19 protein-coding genes, 1 other RNA gene and 1 pseudogene are annotated in these 19287 nt (G+C 52.5%); 10 read left to right on the top strand and 11 right to left on the bottom strand.

Annotation, left to right across the window (positions count from 1 at the left end; translation table 11 throughout):
• Positions 1 to 27: 27 nt before the first annotated feature.
• Positions 28 to 1281: a multifunctional transcriptional regulator/nicotinamide-nucleotide adenylyltransferase/ribosylnicotinamide kinase NadR gene (gene nadR, locus NAL19_RS02485; RefSeq protein ID WP_263058662.1), complete on the top strand. Its 1254-nt coding sequence runs from the start codon at positions 28 to 30 to the stop codon at positions 1279 to 1281.
• Here the strand turns inward: nadR and NAL19_RS02480 are convergent.
• From NAL19_RS02480 to zapA, 3 genes are all read right to left on the bottom strand, one after another.
• Positions 1278 to 1919 carry a 5-formyltetrahydrofolate cyclo-ligase gene (locus NAL19_RS02480; RefSeq protein ID WP_263058661.1) on the bottom strand — a complete coding sequence of 214 codons (642 nt, stop codon included), beginning with the start codon at positions 1917 to 1919 and terminating at the stop codon, positions 1278 to 1280. The genes nadR and NAL19_RS02480 overlap by 4 nt on opposite strands.
• Positions 1920 to 1958: 39 nt before the next feature.
• Positions 1959 to 2142, bottom strand: a non-coding RNA gene (ssrS, locus tag NAL19_RS02475) — 6S RNA.
• Between the two features lie 74 nt (positions 2143 to 2216).
• Positions 2217 to 2546, bottom strand: coding sequence for a cell division protein ZapA (zapA, locus tag NAL19_RS02470; protein ID WP_012773157.1), 330 nt, complete (start codon positions 2544 to 2546; stop codon positions 2217 to 2219).
• Between the two features lie 192 nt (positions 2547 to 2738).
• On the opposite strand from zapA, the gene NAL19_RS02465 reads away from it, so the two are divergent.
• The 4 genes from NAL19_RS02465 (at position 2739) to ubiI (ending at position 7239) form a co-directional block, all read left to right on the top strand.
• The gene (locus NAL19_RS02465; protein ID WP_263058660.1) at positions 2739 to 3326 is read left to right on the top strand and encodes a YecA family protein; all 588 of its coding nucleotides are present in this window, start codon (positions 2739 to 2741) and stop codon (positions 3324 to 3326) included.
• Positions 3327 to 3412: 86 nt separating this feature from the next.
• On the top strand, positions 3413 to 4741 hold the full coding sequence (gene pepP, locus NAL19_RS02460) for a Xaa-Pro aminopeptidase (protein ID WP_263059650.1): 1329 nt from the start codon (positions 3413 to 3415) through the stop codon (positions 4739 to 4741).
• A gap of 79 nt (positions 4742 to 4820) precedes the next feature.
• Entirely contained in the window at positions 4821 to 5999 is a 1179-nt protein-coding gene (ubiH, locus tag NAL19_RS02455; RefSeq protein WP_263058659.1) for a 2-octaprenyl-6-methoxyphenyl hydroxylase, read from the top strand.
• Between the two features lie 28 nt (positions 6000 to 6027).
• The gene (ubiI, locus tag NAL19_RS02450) at positions 6028 to 7239 is read left to right on the top strand and encodes an FAD-dependent 2-octaprenylphenol hydroxylase (protein WP_225086745.1); all 1212 of its coding nucleotides are present in this window, start codon (positions 6028 to 6030) and stop codon (positions 7237 to 7239) included.
• 71 nt (positions 7240 to 7310) lie between these two features.
• Here the strand turns inward: ubiI and NAL19_RS02445 are convergent.
• The 7 genes and pseudogenes from NAL19_RS02445 to NAL19_RS02415 all read right to left on the bottom strand — a co-directional run.
• Positions 7311 to 7520 (bottom strand): annotated as a pseudogene (locus NAL19_RS02445) (IS5/IS1182 family transposase); the annotation flags it as partial.
• Between the two features lie 57 nt (positions 7521 to 7577).
• Complete coding sequence (locus tag NAL19_RS02440; protein ID WP_263058658.1) at positions 7578 to 8981, bottom strand: APC family permease; 1404 nt, start codon at positions 8979 to 8981, stop codon at positions 7578 to 7580.
• Positions 8982 to 9067: 86 nt separating this feature from the next.
• Positions 9068 to 10225: an iron-containing alcohol dehydrogenase gene (locus NAL19_RS02435; RefSeq protein ID WP_263058657.1), complete on the bottom strand. Its 1158-nt coding sequence runs from the start codon at positions 10223 to 10225 to the stop codon at positions 9068 to 9070.
• A 7-nt stretch (positions 10226 to 10232) separates the two neighbouring features.
• Complete coding sequence (locus tag NAL19_RS02430) at positions 10233 to 11603, bottom strand: aspartate aminotransferase family protein (RefSeq protein ID WP_263058656.1); 1371 nt, start codon at positions 11601 to 11603, stop codon at positions 10233 to 10235.
• Positions 11604 to 11834: 231 nt separating this feature from the next.
• A complete protein-coding gene (locus NAL19_RS02425; protein ID WP_263058655.1) occupies positions 11835 to 12659 on the bottom strand; it encodes a helix-turn-helix domain-containing protein in 825 nt (274 codons plus the stop codon).
• Positions 12660 to 12733: 74 nt separating this feature from the next.
• On the bottom strand, positions 12734 to 13771 hold the full coding sequence (locus NAL19_RS02420) for an NADP-dependent oxidoreductase (protein ID WP_225086740.1): 1038 nt from the start codon (positions 13769 to 13771) through the stop codon (positions 12734 to 12736).
• A gap of 94 nt (positions 13772 to 13865) precedes the next feature.
• Positions 13866 to 14372 carry a TIGR00645 family protein gene (locus NAL19_RS02415; RefSeq protein WP_225086739.1) on the bottom strand — a complete coding sequence of 169 codons (507 nt, stop codon included), beginning with the start codon at positions 14370 to 14372 and terminating at the stop codon, positions 13866 to 13868.
• 382 nt (positions 14373 to 14754) lie between these two features.
• Between NAL19_RS02415 and NAL19_RS02410 the strand changes: the two genes are divergently transcribed.
• From NAL19_RS02410 to NAL19_RS02390, 5 genes are all read left to right on the top strand, one after another.
• A complete protein-coding gene (locus tag NAL19_RS02410) occupies positions 14755 to 16539 on the top strand; it encodes a hypothetical protein (RefSeq protein WP_263058654.1) in 1785 nt (594 codons plus the stop codon).
• Between the two features lie 15 nt (positions 16540 to 16554).
• Positions 16555 to 16887: a hypothetical protein gene (locus tag NAL19_RS02405; protein ID WP_263058653.1), complete on the top strand. Its 333-nt coding sequence runs from the start codon at positions 16555 to 16557 to the stop codon at positions 16885 to 16887.
• 2 nt (positions 16888 to 16889) lie between these two features.
• Entirely contained in the window at positions 16890 to 17531 is a 642-nt protein-coding gene (locus NAL19_RS02400; RefSeq protein WP_263058652.1) for a hypothetical protein, read from the top strand.
• A gap of 443 nt (positions 17532 to 17974) precedes the next feature.
• Entirely contained in the window at positions 17975 to 18376 is a 402-nt protein-coding gene (locus tag NAL19_RS02395) for a hypothetical protein (protein WP_225086735.1), read from the top strand.
• 89 nt (positions 18377 to 18465) lie between these two features.
• Positions 18466 to 18795 (top strand): hypothetical protein, encoded by a 330-nt coding sequence (locus NAL19_RS02390; RefSeq protein WP_263058651.1) that lies wholly within the window; start codon positions 18466 to 18468, stop codon positions 18793 to 18795.
• 30 nt (positions 18796 to 18825) lie between these two features.
• Here NAL19_RS02390 and NAL19_RS02385 read toward each other — a convergent pair whose 3' ends face one another.
• Positions 18826 to 19254: an SMI1/KNR4 family protein gene (locus NAL19_RS02385; RefSeq protein ID WP_225086733.1), complete on the bottom strand. Its 429-nt coding sequence runs from the start codon at positions 19252 to 19254 to the stop codon at positions 18826 to 18828.
• Between the last annotated feature and the right edge of the window lie 33 nt (positions 19255 to 19287).

Genomic DNA, 19287 nt, shown 5'->3' with positions numbered 1-19287 from the left:
TAGTAAGCTAAACAAGAGTGCCGCACGATGTCATCATTTGATTACCTGAAATCCGCCATCCGGCAGAAGGGTTGCACCCTACAGCAGGTTGCCGACGCAACCGATATGACCAAAGGCTATCTCAGTCAATTACTTAATGCCAAGATAAAAAGCCCTAGCGCGCAGAAACTGGAAGCGCTGCATCGCTTTCTTGAACTGGAATTCCCGCGTTACGAAAAGAGTATTGGCGTCGTCTTCGGCAAGTTCTATCCGCTACACACTGGCCATATTTATCTGATTCAGCGCGCCTGCAGTCAGGTCGATGAACTGCATGTGATTTTAGGTTACGACGAACCGCGTGACCGCCTGCTGTTTGAGAACAGCTCGATGTCGCAGCAGCCCACCGTCAGCGACCGCCTGCGTTGGCTCTTACAGACCTTTAAGTATCAGAAAAACATTCATATTCATGCCTTCAATGAGCAAGGGATGGAACCGTACCCGCACGGTTGGGATGTCTGGAGTAAAGGCATTCAGGCGTTCATGCAGAAAAAAAGCATCACGCCCAATTTCGTCTACACCAGCGAAGAGCAGGATGCCGCGCAATACCGCGAGCATCTGGGCATTGAGGCCGTCCTGATCGACCCGCAGCGCTCCTTTATGAACATCAGCGGTTCGCAGATTCGTCACGATCCCTTCCGCTATTGGGACTATATCCCGACCGAGGTGAAACCGTTCTTTGTGCGCACGGTTGCCATTCTTGGCGGTGAATCCAGCGGCAAATCCACGCTAGTCAATAAACTCGCCAATATCTTCAACACCACCAGCGCCTGGGAATATGGCCGCGATTACGTGTTCTCTCATCTGGGGGGCGACGAGATGGCGCTGCAATACTCCGACTACGACAAGATCGCGTTGGGTCAGGCACAGTACATTGATTTTGCCGTCAAATACGCCAATAAAGTGGCCTTTATCGACACCGATTTCGTCACTACGCAGGCGTTCTGCAAGAAATATGAGGGACGTGAACACCCGTTCGTTCAGGCGCTGATCGACGAATATCGCTTTGATCTGGTGATTTTGCTGGAAAACAACACGCCGTGGGTGGCCGACGGACTGCGCAGTTTAGGCAGCACCACCGCCCGTTCGGAGTTCCAGAACCTGCTGAAAACGATGCTGGCTAACAATAATATCCCGTACGTTTACATCAAAGAGTCGGACTACGACTCGCGCTTCCTGCACTGTGTAGAGTTGGTACAGCAGATGTTGGGCCACGATCGTTCGCCTGAATCGATCAAAAGCTAACGCGTGCTCCACTGCCAATGGCGGGAGGGGGTAATAATTTCCGGCAGCGGGATATCCCAGCTTTCCACGGGCAGTGCGTCAACCTGCTGACAATCATGGGCCAGGCCAATCGGGTAAGGCCCACGAGACATCTGATTACGATACTGCAACGTCCGGTCGTAAAAACCACCGCCCATGCCAAGCCGCTGCCCATGCCGATCAAACGCCACCAGCGGCGTCAGCAAGATGTCCAGTTGCGGTAACGGCAACACCTGACGCACATCCAGACGCGGTTCCATAATCTTCAGACGATTGCGTACCAACTCGGTGTCCGGCGCATAGTGCAAGAACAGCAAATGCCCAGCACGAAACGGATGCAGAACCGGCAAATAAACACGCTTTCCCTGCTGCCACAGTTGTTGAATCAACGGAGAGGTATCCAGCTCGCCATCAAATGACAAAAATACCGCCACGCTCTCTGCCCCGATGATTCTCGGGTGCGCGATGATGCGTTCACACGCCTGTTGTGCAAATAACGCCTGCTGATCTGGCGTCAGTAAACGCCGACTTTGCCGCACAGCCTGACGTATCTGCTGACGCGATGATGCCGTAGAAGAGCGTGAAGAATCAGGGGATATTGATGAATCAGAAGATGACATGGGCTGCATTCGCCACGGGTCAAGAGTGATAAAAGAAAGGGAATCTCCGAGATGCCGCCGCAGGCTGTAACCCTTGAACCCTTGGTTCAAGGTGAACATAACGTCGCAGTCTTAAGGCTTCTCGGACGAACCGAGCGTGCTCACCAACCGCAGAGCATTACATTCTGTTGGTATGAAATATCGGCTCAGGGGACTGGCCCGCTGACAAACATCTCAGAGAAATTTTATTCGTTACTCGCGATAAACCTTAGCACGTCTTATCGCGTAAAAACACCGTACTTTTGTCAAAATACGACGTTATTCAAATTGCGCACCCTGGCGTTCTGTGATCCGCCCTTGTTCCAGCAACGCCTGTTCAATGGTCTGCTGCAACATACGAATACGCTGTTCCATATTCGACGCATAATCACGGGTTTTACCCCGTTCCTGCGCCAGTTCATGGCACACATTCAGCGCGGCAATAAACACCAGTTGCTCTGTGTTCGTGACTCTAGTGCGAACTTTAAGATCTTGCAACCGCTGGTTAAGATCTTCCGCAGCCTGATTCAACGCATCCTGTTGTTCTGGCGGACAATTCACTCTTAACGAACGGCCAAAAATTTGAATATCTACTGGTTGTGCAGACATACCACCTTCCTGCCTTTTGTCGTTCTTGCGCCCGCGTGCCGCATAGCATGAGCATTACCCGTTACATCGGGTTCGTTAAAGCGGGCGCCACTATATATAGCCGAGATCTAAGATACAAGCCCTTTCTGGTATCGAAAGGGAGCTTGGTGGTAGCATAGCACGAACCAATCCAGCCAACGATGACGAATCCGCATGTCTATAGAGAATACGTTTCCCGCCTATGAGGGCCTTGACCAACTGCTTCACCAACAGCAAGTCGCGCTGACCGCGGCAGAAATGCACGGTTTGATCAGTGGGATGCTGTGTGGTGGAAACCATGACAACAGTTGGAGAACGCTGGTTTTTGAACTGACTAATGAAGGTATGGCGTTTACCCAGACGCTGTCGCAACCGCTTCAGGACCTGTATCAGGCCACGCGCGAAGCATTGGAAGATGATGGCTTTCTGTTCCAGCTTTTCCTGCCTGACGACTCACAGGATGAGGTGAGCGTCTTCGATCGTGCCGACGCGCTGGCAGGTTGGGTCAACCACTTCCTGCTTGGGCTGGGCGTGGTTCAGCCGCAGTTGAACAAGGCTAAAGGCGAGCTAAAAGAAGCTATCGAAGATTTACGTAACATTGCGCAGCTTGGCTACGACGAAGATGAAGATCAGGAAGAGCTGGAGCAATCGCTGGAAGAAGTGATTGAGTATGTTCGCGTTTCTGCCATTTTATGCCATAACGAATTTATCAGCCAACGCGCGGTAACGGCACCCGAGCAGCAAAAACCCACGCTGCATTAATATCTTCAGGGCAACCTCATGCAGGACATGCCTTAGTGAGAGCGGAAGGGACGGATAACCGCACGGACTACTTTCAGGAGCAGGTGATGAACCCACAAGAATTTCTTCGTCGTCGTCAGGGTCTGTTGGAAAAAATGGCACCGGGCAGCGCGGCAATTATTTTTTCTGCGCCGGAAGCGCAGCGCAATGCCGACAGTGACTATCCTTATCGTCAAAATAGCGATTTCTGGTATTTCACCGGCTTCAATGAACCAGAAGCCGTGCTGCTGCTGGTAAAAAGCGATGCCAAGCATCATCACAGCGTGATCTTCAACCGCATACGCGATCTGACGGCCGAAATCTGGTTTGGTCGCCGTCTCGGTCAGGAAGCAGCACCTGCCAAACTCGGCGTTGATCGCGCCCTGCCGTTTGGCGAAATCGGCGCACAACTGCACCTATTATTGAATGGCCTGGACGTGGTGTATCACGCGCAAGGGCAGTACGATTATGCCGACAAGCTGGTCTTCTCCGCGTTGGACACTTTGCGCAACGGCACCCGTCAGGGGTTTGCCGCACCCGCCACGCTGACCGACTGGCGACCGTGGGTGCATGAGATGCGCCTGTTCAAATCGCCTGCGGAAATCAGCGTGATGCGCCGCGCCTGTGAAATTACGGCACTGGCTCACACGCGCGCCATGCAAAAATGCCGTCCCGGCATGTATGAATATCAGTTGGAAGGCGAAATTCACCACGAGTTTACCCGCCACGGCGCACGCTACCCTTCTTACAACACCATCGTCGGCAGCGGTGAGAACGCCTGTATCCTGCATTACACCGAGAACGAAACGCAAATGCGCGACGGCGATCTGGTGCTGATTGACGCAGGTTGTGAATACAAAAGCTATGCCGGCGATATTACCCGTACTTTCCCCGTCAACGGCAAGTTTACCGCGCCACAGCGCGCCATTTACGACCTCGTGCTGCGTTCGCAGCTGCGCGCGCTGGAGCTGTTTGGTCCGGGTCGCAGTATCCGCGAAGTAAACGAAGAAGTGGTGCGCATTATGGTCAGCGGGCTCATCAAACTCGGCGTGATGAAAGGCGACGTGGAAGAGCTAATTGCCGAACAGGCACATCGCCAGTTCTTCATGCATGGCCTCAGCCATTGGCTGGGTCTGGACGTGCATGACGTGGGAGATTACGGCACGACCGATCGAGGCCGTCCGCTTGAGCCAGGAATGGTTCTGACCATTGAGCCTGGTCTTTACATCGCGCCCGATGCCAAAGTGCCGCAGCAATACCGGGGAATCGGCGTGCGTATCGAAGATAACATCGTGATCACCGAAAACGGCAACGAAAACCTGACGGCTGGCGTAGTTAAAAACGCCGATGACATTGAAGCGCTGATGGCGCAATGGCATGACAAGCAGCAGCACTAAGCCGCACTTTCAAAGAACAATTACTTTCAAAGAACAATTACTTTCAAAGAACAAGGGCATCATTGCAAAGGACAACAGCATGGCAGTCATGATTGTCGGTGGCGGAATGGCAGGCGCGACGCTGGCGCTGGCGATCTCTCTGCTTTCACAGGGCACAATCCCGGTCGATCTTATCGAGGCACATTCGCCGCTCGACAAGGAACACCCAGGTTTTGACGCACGCGCCATCGCCCTGTCTGACGGCACACGCCAGCAGTTAGCCGCGCTGGGCATCTGGCCGTCGCTGTCCAGCCATACGACCGCGATAACCGACATTCACGTCAGCGAACGCGGGCACGCCAGCGTAGTGAACCTGAAAGCCTCAGACTATCACGTTCAGGCATTGGGCCATGTGATTGAACTACACGACGTCGGACAACGTCTGTTTGCCCTGTTGCAACAAGCGCCGGGCGTGCGCCTGCACTGCCCAGCCAAAGTGGTTGCCGTCACGCGGACGCAAGAGAACGCGATGCTAACGCTGGACAACGGTACCGAACTAACGGGCCAATTGATGGTTGCCGCCGATGGTTCTCGCTCTATGCTCTCGCACGCTTGCGGGATCCAGTGGCAACAGCATGATTATGATCAGATCGCCGTGATCGCGAATGTGACGACGGCCGAACCCCATCGTGGGCGCGCGTTCGAGCGGTTCACGCCGCACGGCCCGCTGGCGCTGCTACCCATGAGCAACGGCCGTTCTTCGCTCGTCTGGTGTCATGATAAACACCATCAACATGAGGTCGATGGCTGGAGTGAAGCTGCATTTCGCCAACAGTTACAGCAGGCTTTCGGCTGGCGTCTGGGGCAGTTCACCCACATCGGCGAACGCCATAGCTATCCGCTGCGCTTACTGACAGCCAGCCAGCACATCAGCCACCGGCTAGCGCTGGTGGGCAACGCCGCGCAAACGCTGCACCCGATTGCCGGACAAGGCTTTAATCTGGGCATTCGCGATGTGATGTCGTTGGCAGAAACGCTCGTCGAGGCGGCGAAAAATCAGCAGGATATCGGCCAGTACACGGTGCTTGACCGCTATCAGCAGCGGCGTACGCCCGATCAAAATACCACGGTGGCGATCACCGATGGGCTGGTCAGACTGTTTGCCAATCGCTATACCGCGTTGGCCGTTGGCCGTAACCTCGGCCTCATCGCCATGAATAACCTGCCGCTGGTGCGCGACGCCTTTGCCCGTCGCACGCTGGGCTGGGTAGAACGTTAACTAAGCTCGCCAACAGGAAAAGACGGAAATGCAATCATTCGACGTGGTTATTGCCGGTGGCGGTATGGTCGGCCTGGCGCTAGCCTGCGGCTTACAAGGTAGTGGCCTGCGTATCGCTGTGCTGGAAAAACAGGCGGCTGAACCTCAGCCGATCGGGAAAGATCATGCCCTACGCGTCTCCGCCATCAATGCCGCCAGTGAATGTCTCCTGCGCCATCTCGGCGTCTGGGAAAATCTCGTGGCACAACGCGTCAGCCCGTACAACGACATGCAGGTATGGGACAAAGACAGCTTCGGCAAAATCAGTTTTAGCGGCGAAGAATTCGGCTTTTCCCATCTTGGGCACATTATTGAAAACCCGGTGATTCAGCAGGTATTGTGGCAACGCGCCGCTCAGTTAAGCGACATCACCCTGCTTTGCCCCGCGTCGCTAAAACAGGTCGCCTGGGGCGAGAATGAAGCCTTTATTACCTTGCAGGACGACAGCATGTTGACCGCCCGACTGGTCGTTGGGGCGGACGGCGCGCACTCTTGGTTGCGCCAGCATGCGGATATTCCGCTGACCTTTTGGGATTATGGGCACCATGCGCTGGTCGCCAACATTCGTACCGAACATCCGCATCAGTCTGTGGCACGTCAGGCGTTTCACGGTGATGGGATTCTGGCCTTTCTGCCACTGGACGATCCGCACCTCTGTTCGATTGTCTGGTCGCTGTCACCGGAACAGGCTCAGGCGATGCAGAACCTGCCTGTAGAAGCATTCAATCGTCAGGTCGCGATGGCATTTGATATGCGACTGGGGCTGTGTGAACTGGAAAGTGAGCGCCAGACTTTCCCGCTAACCGGGCGCTACGCCCGCAGTTTTGCGGCACATCGACTGGTGCTGGTCGGCGACGCGGCGCACACCATTCATCCTCTGGCAGGACAAGGGGTTAATCTGGGCTTCATGGATGTCGCCGAACTGATTGCGGAACTGAAGCGCTTACAGACACAGGGCAAAGATATCGGGCAACATCTTTACCTGCGACGCTATGAGCGCCGCCGCAAACACAGCGCCGCCGTGATGCTCGCCAGCATGCAGGGATTCCGTGGACTATTTAACGGCGACAATCCAGCAAAAAAACTGCTGCGTGATGTCGGTCTGGTACTGGCGGATAAACTGCCCGGCATTAAACCTACGCTGGTACGTCAGGCAATGGGATTACACGATCTGCCAGACTGGCTTAGTGCCGGAAAATAGTAAAACCGAAATAAACAATACCTCTCGCCGTGTCAGCGGCGAGAGGTATTAATCGCTCATTGGTTTAGCGCTCATACCAATAGGATTTTATTCCAGACAATAATACCGCAGGCAAAATACCACATACCCCCATCGTTCTCGGCCTTCTTCTCCCAGAGCGTCAAAAGCCGACGCTTGCGGTTTATCCAACTGTGCGTTCTTTCCAGTACCCACCAACAGTCTTTGTCATCCCCATTATTTTTGCTGGCATCGGATTCTTGCTTACGTGACTGAATGATCGGCATTGCCCCATAAACCAGGCTTATCTCGCCATAATAAGCCCAGTTGATGATGGAGAGTTACGGCATATTTTCCTGCGGCGAGGGGATGCGAACCCGATTGGCGGACAGGTAACCCACGATGGCAATACCGAACACGCCCCAAGGCAGTAGCGAAACGATCTGAGACGATGAACCACTCAGCACATCAACGTTTCTGACCACCATAATCAGCGCCAGAAGCATAGCCACCGTGGAGATCAGCGGTGCCCATAAGCGGCTCCAGGTCGATACCGGAAGGTGTGTCTCTCGCTGGAAAAAACAAATAACTGCCAGTGAAACCCCCACCTGAAGCAACAGAATCGCCATCGTCGCAATCGCCGATCCTAACGCAAAGATCTGCATCATCGGATCAAGACCCGCCACCACCATCGCACACAGCACGGCTAGCACAAAGACCGTCTGTACCATGCTCGCCACGTAAGGCGTCCCTTTATTTTTGCTGACCATCGCCAGCCTGGAAGACAGCACACCATCACGCCCAATGCTAAACAGGTAGCGTGAGATGTTGTTGTGAAACGCCTGTGCAGCCGCGAACAGGCTGGTGATCAACAACAGCGATATCATCTGCTCAGACCATTTGCCAACCAGCGCAGTCGACACATTAAGAATAAAACGTCCAGGGTCGTTAATCGCCTGCTGCCTAACCTGATCGACCCCGTAGGCCTGCACCATCATCCAACTGGTGAAGGCAAAGAACAGCATAATCAAGATCACGGCGGCCAGCGTCGCACGGGGAATGGTTTTTTCAGGGTTGCGGCATTCTTCACCATAGATCGCCGTTGATTCAAAGCCGATAAAAGCAGCGATACTGAAAATTAACGCAATACCAATGCTCCCTTGATTAATCACGCTGGGTGAAAATGCCGCCAGCGTCATCGGCGCGGTATCGTGCGATAGCAGAACCGCGATATCCACCACTAGCATGATGCCCACTTCCATCAGCATCAGCACGCCCAATACGCGTCCCCCCACTTCCACACTTTCTATCCCTAACAGACACATCAGCAGCAGCATCATGACGCTGTAGATCCACCACGGCAGTGAGATGCCCAAATGCTCCTGTAGATACATGCTGCTGAAAAAACCGAACATCGCGACGACTGCGATCTGAATGGCGAAATAAGCCAGCAGCGCGACGGATAAGGCACTAAACCCCGCACGACGTCCCATGCCCAGCGTGATATAGCTGTAAAAGGCGCCAGCGTTGGTTACATAGCGGCTCATGGCGATATAGCCAAAAGAGAAAATCAGTAGTATGCCGCCAGCCATCAGATAAACCGCAGGGATCCCCGCGCCGTTGCCTGCGGAGATGGCGACGGGCAGACCGCCGACCACGCCGGTCAACGGTGAAGCAGCAGCGACCACAAAAAAGACCAACGACCACAGTCCCAGAGTGTTTTTCTTCAATTGATGCGTATTCATCTTGCCCCCCCGGATACACAAAACGGACCCGATAGCGTCATGCCGTGCAATCGGGCCGGTGATAAATCCCTTGCCGTCATGCCACCTTACAGGCAGGCGCGATACAGCGATTCGATGTCCTGACGCGACGCTGAACGCGGATTCTGTTCCAAACTCACGCCCATCGTCTGCACACAGTTATCCGCCAGCCAGGAAATATCCTGTTCGCGTACGCCCAGATCGCGGAGCGTAAATGTCAGTCCGATATTTTCCAGCAAGCGCTGTACCAGGTAGACGCTATGCCTTGCCCGTTCGGCATCATCAAGATGCGTTACGCTATCGCTCATCGCACCGGTAACGGCAGCGAACCCCGCAATATTGTCATCACAGGAAAAACGCATCAGTTCGGGATACAACGCAGCAAGCCCTTCACCGTGGGTGATGTTGTACAACCCGCTCAGCGGGTGTTCCATCGCATGCGGCAGACCGCAGGCCGACATCCCGATCGCCATTCCGCCCAATGTATTCGCCCAACAGACCTGATCCCAGGCATCCAGATCGGTCACATCCCGGCAGACACGCGGTAAATAGGTGGTCAGCAGCCGAATGGCGCGCTCGGTCATGATTTCCGTCATCGGATTGCAGAACTTGCCCACCCGCGCTTCAATGTTATGACTGAGCGCGTCAAAGCCCGTTGACGCCACCATACGGGATGACTGCGTGACCATGAGCGTCGGGTCAATAATGGCGGTTTTCGCGTACAGCGCAGGCGAGAAAAACACCGGCTTATCATGGGTTTCAGGATTCGTAAAAACGGCGACGCAGTTGCCTTCGCTGCCCGTTCCCGCTGTCGTGGTCACCAGCACCAGAGGCAGTGCTTCATTGCTGGTTGGCGGCTGAAACAGATAATCCACCAGATTGCCCGTATGACATGCCATAAACGCGATGCCTTTCGCCGCGTCCATCACGCTGCCACCGCCGACGCCAAGCACCACATCACACTGTTGCTCACGCGCCAGCGCGGCACCATCATCTACGGTGGTGGTAAGCGGGTTTGCCTCAACGCTGTCGAAGAGCACCAAGCGTACACCGCTTTGGGTTAACAAATCGGTCAGTCGTGCAAGCAGCCCCGTTTGACGGCAGCTGGTTTTTCCCGTTACCAGCAGCACACATGTCCCCCACTGCGCGACTTCATCACCAACGCGGGCGATCTCTCCCCGTCCAAGACAAAGCCTGACCGGTTGTGAATAGGTAAATGCCATCATCCTCTCCTCACACCGTCGCCGCAGAGGCACTGGCGTACTCGACCTGCTCGACGACACTGTTCAGCGCAGATTCAAACGCATTCAGCGCATAATCCAACTCTTCTTCACTGATCGTGAGCGGCGGCAGGAAGCGGAACACCGCCAGATTATTGATGGTGAAGTTCACCTGGATACGCCATTTTTCCACCAGCAGCCCGGCAATCGCCGCCGAGTAGTATTCCCCCATGCTGGCGTGCAGTGCCTCCGGTAAACGCCCGAACTCAAGACCAATCATCAGGCCTTTACCGCGAACGTCTTTAATCACCTGTGGATGACGCGCCTGAATATCACGCAACCGCTGCATCATCAGCACGCCTTTGCGCTCCGCCATGCCGCAGAGATCGTGTTCGATGATGAACTGTAATGCGCCCAGTGCCGCCGCGGCGCTCAGCGTGTTTTCCTGATAGGTGGCGGTATGGTGATAGCAGGTTTCGATAGTGCCATATGCGGCTTCATATAAGGCTTCCGTACAGAGATAGCCACCAAACGGCACCAGCCCGCCTGACAGCCCTTTGGCAAAGACAATACAATCCGGCACCACGTCGTCGTGTTCGCAGCACCAGAACTTACCGGTACGCGCCGCACCACACTGAATTTCATCCAGCACCAGCAGCGTGTCATAGCGGTCACACAGTTCACGCGCGGCCTTCAGATAGCCAACTGGTGGCACAATAATGCCGCCTTCCCCCTGAATCGGCTCCACGACAAACGCTTTGTATTTTCCGGTCGCCAGCGCACTTTCCAGCTCCGAGACAGAACCGTAGGCCACATGATCGATATTGCCCAGTGTGGGCTGCTGCCCCGCACGCCATTTATCCTTACCGCCGAGTGAGACCGCGCCGGATGTCTTGCCGTGAAACGCACCCAGCGTCGCCAGCAGATGAGTTTTATGCGCTTTATGGCGAGTGCCGAGCTTAACCAGCTTGATCATCCCTTCAATCGCCTCCGCGCCCCCGGTCGCGGTGCCCATTTTGGTCAATTTGCCCTGCGGCGAGAGCAGCGCCATGTTATGTGCCAGCGCCGCCGTCACGTTGTGATAGGAAATCGCGCCCATCATGAACAAGCGGTTGTCGAAACACTTCTGCAAGCAGGACCACACGAATTCATTGTTATTGCCGACAGTCACCACCCCGACGGCACCAATCATATCCAGATGCTTTTCGCCTTTATCGTCGATGAAGGTGCAGCCCTCAGCCCGAACAAAGTATTTGGCATGGCCGTCCAGAGAACGCATGCGGTTCAGGTGGGTCAGTTGCAGCGCGCGCGTGGTGTCACCATCCAGTGCGATCGCGTCATCAATGGTGTAAAAACCCGGTACAACGTCTTTTGCCTGTGCCATAAACAACCTCACAATATTCACAAGGGACAGCTTCACAAGAGAAATGTGCAATAGCGCACGGTGTGGAGCGTTTATAGCAATGGCCAGGGTGGGGAAAATAGAATAAATCGGCACACGCCACGGTGCAGTGATAGCGTCTTTTTGGTGCACACTGCGCCAAAAAATAGAACAGAGCACCAAAAACGCAGCACAGGATCACCTCCAACGTCGCGGTGAGATGGCGGCGCTACTTCAGCACTGGCGAATACGGTTCTGATAGCGCACAGCCTGTAGCCGTGCCAGATAGTGTTGTGGTGAGCAGGAAGAGAACGCTTTGAATTCACGGAAAAAATGCGACTGGTCGGCGTATTCAAGACGCTGCGCCAACATAGTCAGGCTGTCGATATTTCCCTGATTGAGTAGCGCGAGCGCTCTCTGGAAGCGGATCGTGCGGCAGAATGTTTTGGGCGACATGCCGCAGTTATCATGAAACAAGCGGTGAATATAGCGTGCAGAATAGAGCGTTTTCCGCTCCAGCTCATCCACCCGGATTTTGCCGTCATGCGCCATAATCAGGTCGATAATCTGCAATAACAGCGGCGGTGCCGAGCGGTTAGTCCAGTAGGAAAAATAGTGCAGAAACATGCCGACCTGTTCGTTGAAATCCTGACTGTTTACCAGCCGCCCCAGTAAACGCGGCACATCAGGAGCCACTTCGTCGAAAGGGATTTCTTGCCCCGCCAGTTCCATCGGAGAAAGATCGAGAAAAGCAGGCATGATCCCCGGCATAAAACGTACGCCAAAATAGCGCTCACCGGGCATCAGTCGGGTAATCTGCGCCGATGCCGTGCTGCCGCAAACACGCCCACCTGGCGCGTCACGACAGCAGTGCAGCAACAAATCAACGCTGCCATCCGGTACGGCCAGCGTCATCGGTTCGGCGCGATCGACCGTGAAGCTGTAAAAATGGGCAATGGGAGACTGGCTGATGCTTTTCTTCAGGTAGTCTTCCGCCGCATTAATGACAAACCACGGCTGCAACGGCCGCACGCGAAACGATGCTGAATCAGGATGCATTGACCTTCTCCCCCGCAACGATAACAGGGGAGATCAGGCAATTTTTGCGCCAACTCTTTTTTCGTCAGCGCCTGTCAGGCATCCGGCCCGACCCTAACCACTAATTTGCCAAAATTGCGGCCCTGCAGCAGGCCGATAAAGGCTTCGGGGGCGTTTTCCAACCCGTCGACAATCTCTTCCCGGTATTTAATCTTACCTTCGGCCACCCACGGCGCCACATCCTTCCAGAACTCATCGAAGCGGTGCCCGTAATCATCAAAGATGATGAACCCCTGCATCCGAATGCGTTTCTTCAGAATCGTGCCCGCTAACAGCGCTAAACGATCGGGGCCATCAGGCAGCCCTGTTGCATTGTAACCGGAGACTAACCCACACACAGGAATACGCGCTGAGGTATTCAGCAACGGCAGCACGGCATCAAAAACTTTCCCACCGACGTTTTCAAAGTAAATATCAATGCCCTGCGGGCAGGCTTGTTTCAACTGTTCTGCAAAATCATCCGCCCGATGGTCGAGGCAAACATCGAATCCCAGAACGTCAACCGCGTAGCGACACTTCTCCGCTCCGCCCGCGACACCAACCACCCGGCAGCCTTTCAGTTTCCCAATCTGACCGACCGTCGCCCCGACCGGGCCGGTCGCAGCAGCCACCACCAGCGTTTCCCCCGCTTTAGGCTGGCCGATATCCGTCAGCCCCATATACGCGGTGAAGCCTGGCATACCCAGCACGCCCAATGCGTAGGAAGGATTGGTGGGCGACTGCCCCAAATTCGTTAAGCCTTTACCGTCGGAAAGCGCATAGTCCTGCCAACCGCTGAAGGACAGCACCCAATCGCCCGTCTGATAGTCAGGGTGTTTGGACTCAACCACGCGGCTGATGGTTCCGCCCACCATCACGTCATCCAGTTCGACGGGTTTGGCATAAGAGGGGGCGTCGCTCATGCGGCCACGCATATAGGGGTCAAGAGAGAGGTAGACCGTACGCAGCAGGATCTGCCCCGCAGCGGTCTGTGGAACAGGCTGTTGTTCCAGACGGAATGTCTCTTGTGTTGGCGCGCCGTGCGGGCGCTGGGCCAGAACCACACGGCGGTTAATTTGATGGGTTTGCGACATAGTCTCCTCCGTTAAACAAAGCGTGTTGATAAAATCACTTCGTTAACAATAGGATCGCTTCTTTCTTCTGGCTACGCAAACCGTGCGGCGTTCATTATGCCGTTTTGCTTTTTTCGTAACGCGACATGCGATCCAGATACCCCATGACAAGTGCAGACAGCACAAACGTCAGATGGATAATCACGTACCACATCAGTTTATTATCCGGGATGTTACGGGCATCCATAAACACACGCAGCAGATGGATAGACGAGATAGCGACAATCGAGGCAGCGACTTTGTTTTTCAGCGAGCCGGAGTCCATCTTACCGAGCCAGTTCAGCTTTTCTTTGCCTTGGGAGATATCCAGCGCCGAAACAAAGTTCTCGTAACCGGACAGCATCACCATCACCAGCAAGCCGCCAACCAGTGTCATATCGATCAATGACAGCAGCACCAGCACTAAATCCGCTTCAGCGATATCCAGAATATTAGGCAGGACGTGGAACACCTCCTGGAAAAACTTGATCGCCAGCGCCAGTAAACCCAGCGACAGCCCAAGATAAACCGGGGCAAGCAGCCAGCGCGATGAGTACATCAGATTCTCAATAAAACGTTCCATAACTCACTATATGCAGGTGGAAAAGAGGCAAATCATAGCGAAAAGTCCTGCGGTGGTGTTAATCAATTCTTGAACAGATTGCCCATTGACGAAAGGGCGCAGTCTATCCACGCGCATTTATGTTGCACCAGTAACAGGTAAAAGAATGGCATTGCGGGGAATCCAGACGGCACAACCGCGATGGCCTATGCCATTGAGACAATAGTGCATAGCGACACACCCTTTTATTATCGCTGTCGACGGTCGTTTGGCCGCCCTTTCTGAGCAGAAGCTACCGCCGAATCGTAAATAGACACTGGGGAGCAGGTTGAAATAGTCATGTTCTCTCTATGTCTACAGCACAGCACTTCATTCCCTTCATGATAACAAGGAGAAACAAGATATGAGTAACTCAGGAAACGACACCGGATACATCGTTGTTATCGAAGAAAAACAGTATGACCTTGCCAAAGTCCCTCCTTTTAATGACCCCCTTGTTCAACGAGAGAAAAAATCAGTACTCGGGCAATTAAGTCTTAACGACATTACCCAGAATCTGGACCTTTCCGTCGAACTGTTTTATGTCGCTTATCATGGTGTTGCAGGTGCAAAAGGCGGTTCGTTGCAGGCAGAAATCGCCAGACTGCAAAGCCGACTGGCGATGTTATGTAATGAATGCATTACCACCATGACAACGTTCCAGAGCGAAACGCAGAATATTATTGAATTACTGCAACAATGTTACCGTTGGTTGACGAAAGGACAGGAAAAGCTGGCGTTCAAAAAACTGGCGCACTGTAAGGAATCTTCAAGTGCTATGTCAGTAAAAGCCATATTGCTGGCCGAACAGTTCAAAGCATTACAGGTTGACTCCACCAAAGCCAAATCAAACACCATTTTGGAAGAAGCCAGTGAAAATGATCGACTGCTCGCCGCACAGAAAGCCGAACGAGAAACAATCGCCAAACAGAAAGCGCAAGAAGCCAATCAGCAAGCATTATTAGAAGATATTGCCACCACTCAGGCGTTGTATGAAGACGCCAAAAATCGAGAGGCGGAAGAATCAACCAAAGCCCTGGTGTTGGGCATCGTCAGCGCTGTTACCAACGCAATCGGCGCGGGGCTGGGAGCCTATTCTGCCGCCAAAAATCCGGTAGCGGCAATAATGAGCAAGGCTGGCTCATCCATTGACGATAATGCACAAATCAAAGCCGCACAGTCTAGTATGGACAGTGCAAAACAAGAATTCGATAAGGCTCAGAAAAAATATACTGAGGCTGCCGATCAACTGTCGGCTCAGCAGAGTATTGTGAATAGCCTGAAAGACGAACTTGATGTGCTAAACACCGCGCTGACCAATCTGGAAAAAGACAGCGCCGCCAAACCGGAAGACATTGCTGCGCTGCGGGTAAAACGCAGCGACAAAGAAACGGCGCATAGCGTTGCAGCAGCAAAACTGCCTGAGTTGACCAAAACCGCCAAATCGCTGGAGAAGGAAGCGAAAGACAGCAGTAAAGCCTATGCTGCGGCGGGAACGGCACTGACCAATCTTGCAGCATCAACCAGCAAGATGGCTGAAACGGCAGCGTCAACTGAAAACTCAGTCCGTGAAGAAAGAATCAATCTACTCAACAAACAGCTTGAACTACAGAAAGAAAAACGAGCCTCACTGGTTGCCCTGGCTGAATATGCAGAAAGCCTGAAGAACCTCAAAGTCGAACAAGGTAATTCCACACTCTCAGTGAATTCTCTGCACAGCGCGATAGATGCTTTGGGCAAAGTTATCGGCACGCTGACCAACGCCAGCCTGTTCTGGGACCAAATGTCACAATATTGCGACCGGATGACCAGCAGCGGATTTCAGCGCGATCTGGAAGATCTCAAGGAAATGGATCTCGAAACCCGTCTGGAAGAATATCAGGATCCGCATTTTATGCGATCGTTCTTCCTCTATCTATGCCAATGGGTGGCGGTAAATGGCTTGTCGGGAGATTACCTTCTGGCAGCCGCCGATGCGCAGAAAAAAGCCGTCCAATATTTGAGTGAATCTCCGACAATCCAGGAAGCCATACGCAAAGCACCAGAGCTAGCCAAAAATCTTGCCCTCATTGTGCAAAACAACCTGCTTGCGTCCCGTAACCAAAGCATCGAGCTGGAACAGCAACGTGCCATCCTCATTGCGCAATAACAAGGAGTCATCGAGATGGGTAATCAAATACAGTTCTATGCGAAAAACGAATTGCAACCAACTTCAGAAGCACTCAAAACGGTTGTCGCAGGGTTAACTGAAGCTGCTACTTATCTGGATCATCAGCGCAAGGAGGAGGCTATCGCTGTTGTCACCAGAATGACCGATGACGTGACGTATCTACACACCCAGACAATACAAGGGGAACAGCTTTACAAAACAGAGCAAAGAAAGGTAACGGAAGCCGTTGCAGCGATCATTCTTCAGAGCGGTAAATTAAATGCAGAGATGATGAAAATTCAAACACAGATTTCGGATCTGGAGATTGAGATAAAAAAGGGGATGTGAATATGCAAGAACTCCAACAGCATTTGGAGGCGCTGTCACATAACCTAAGTAACTCGGAACGAGAACGGAACGAACATCAACGGCAGCTTGATCGTCTCAATGATAGTTCAGTTGGCAGCATCTTCGCATCGATTTTTAGTCTTGGCCTCGATCGCGCTTTTCTGGGCATCAAGTCGCTGGTCGATCAAGACGCCGCACGCATCAGTATTCTGCGCGATGAAATAAACAACTATCAAAATGCGTTGAAAGAAGACGAAAACAAACTGAAAGTTGCCAGAAATCTGCAAGTCACACTACGTGACCAGCAAAAGCACGACGAGGGAAGTGTAACCGCGCTGGAAAAACAAGTAGAAGAGTTGCATCAGGAGGAAAAGAACACGCGTACGAAACTGGCCTCAATCACTCAAATTTCTGGCTTCTATGGAAAATTGAAAGTTATTTGTGAAAACGTCAGTGAGAATATAACCTGGATTCTGGATATTATTGACGATTTGAACGATGACCAACCCCGAATTGTTGATATCGATGCATCCGGAGTGGAGCTTGTGCCATTAAGGACCGCACTGGCACGATTAGATAGCCTGCTGAACACCCCCCAAATACAACAAACCATTGCTGCAAATGAGGCGCTGATACTTGCCTAATTGACGGCGATTAAATCACTGGGAAATAGTGACGGGTTAATCATCAAAAGTTGCTATTTCCCAGCCATCCGATAATCAGCTATATACTCTAAATAATTCGAGCTTCAGGACAAAAACGACGAGGCGTTTTTGAACAACGCAAAGCGTTGGCCAGCTAGGGCAAGGCTTATTTATAAGCCTTGTAACGCGGCAAGCGAAGGAATCCCGATGAGCTTACTCAAGTAAGTGATTCGGGTGAGTGAACGTAGCCAACGCACATGCAACTTGAAGTATGACGAGTATAAAGGCATATCTTTTTAATTAATATACTCTTTTAAACCATACTACCCTCATGAAGAAATAGCCTGGATCCCCACGAAATAAACCTCACACCGTTCAGTTTGCAATTTATCGCCAGAAACGTTTACTTTGGATGTTGTGAAAATATCCAATCGGAAATGACGATGTCAGACGTTTTTAACAAAATAGCCAGATTTTCCCCAAGAGAGTTGCAACACTATGCCTCCGATTGTTTGCAGGCCTATTGCCGCGCAAAATTGATTCAACACCCCGCAATCGACACGCTGATAACTCACCTTAATTGTTACCCTGAAAATGGCAGTCTGGTTGAATGGGAAAGGAAAGGTGCGTTACTGCCGCTAAATGGCCGGGGAGATGATATACCGCAAGATCTTACCCTGTCGATGTCACCGCAGGATATTGAAGCATTCTCTTATCTTGTTGATATCGCGGTAGAGGTCGGCATTGTGGATATATATGGAACACCAACAACGCTTCCGGTTGAGTTTGTAGGAAAAATAGCCATGATCCTTTCCCACAATAATATCGACCTGCCTGAGATTTAGGTAAAAATACATGTCGTATCCAGAATGGGAAGAATATTGAGGCAGGGCTCTGATGAAGATAGTGAAAACTAACAGCGGATACTCAAAATATGAGCTATGAGTACAAATTAGTCTTTGATGATGCCTCGGCGGCTCAACATGTCATGAGCATGATTAAACGCAGTAAGGCCTGCATTCGTGCCGAAAATGGTGATATCTATTTGAAAGACAAATCCCTAAGCAATCACGCTGATTATGACGTCCGCCTGATCGATGAAGGCGATGGCTCGCTGTGGCTTCAGGTTAACGTTAACTCTGTCGATCTGTACACGCTCGTGCGGGAAACACTACGCGGGAAAGCTTTCAAATGCTTTGAAGATGGGGATGCGGAGGATGAAGTAGAACTCAACGAGGCTTTCCGCCTGAAGCCCAACCGGTGACCAGCCTTATAAAACGCTCACCTCAACACATTACTCAATCCGCTCTGACATCGTCAGGAATACGCCAAAATTATCCGCCTGCTGGGTTGATTCTCCCGTTTCATGTGACCATAAAACAATAATCGGCTCCCCTGCTTTCCCTAATACGGCGTAATCAAAACAGTAATAATCTCCCGTACCACATTCCGCAAAAGGCAAAAGGGTCGAGAAATCCTGTGTCGTATCGGAAAAATTGTTCAGCCATGCCTGCCAGCCTTCTTGAAAATGACGAACGATTGATTCCCATGTTTTTCTCGGGTCGCGAGAATCAAATACCGGGAATATCGTTAATGCGCCAAGCGCTCTTCCATTATTCACCAGAAGCCAGTCCGAAAAAGAGAGGGGTAGCTTACGGCCTAGCTCACGTTCTGCGGCTTGAATCGACTCTATCGATGTGCCAATGACACGTATTCTAGCCATCGTTCCTCGCTTATTGATACTTCTCATATTTAG

The sequence above is a fragment of the Pectobacterium sp. F1-1 genome (assembly GCF_025643735.1).
GTDB classification, from domain to species: domain Bacteria; phylum Pseudomonadota; class Gammaproteobacteria; order Enterobacterales; family Enterobacteriaceae; genus Pectobacterium; species Pectobacterium colocasium.
The sequence above is the reverse complement of the archived record's forward strand: the minus strand, read 5'-3'. Positions and strand labels throughout refer to the sequence as shown.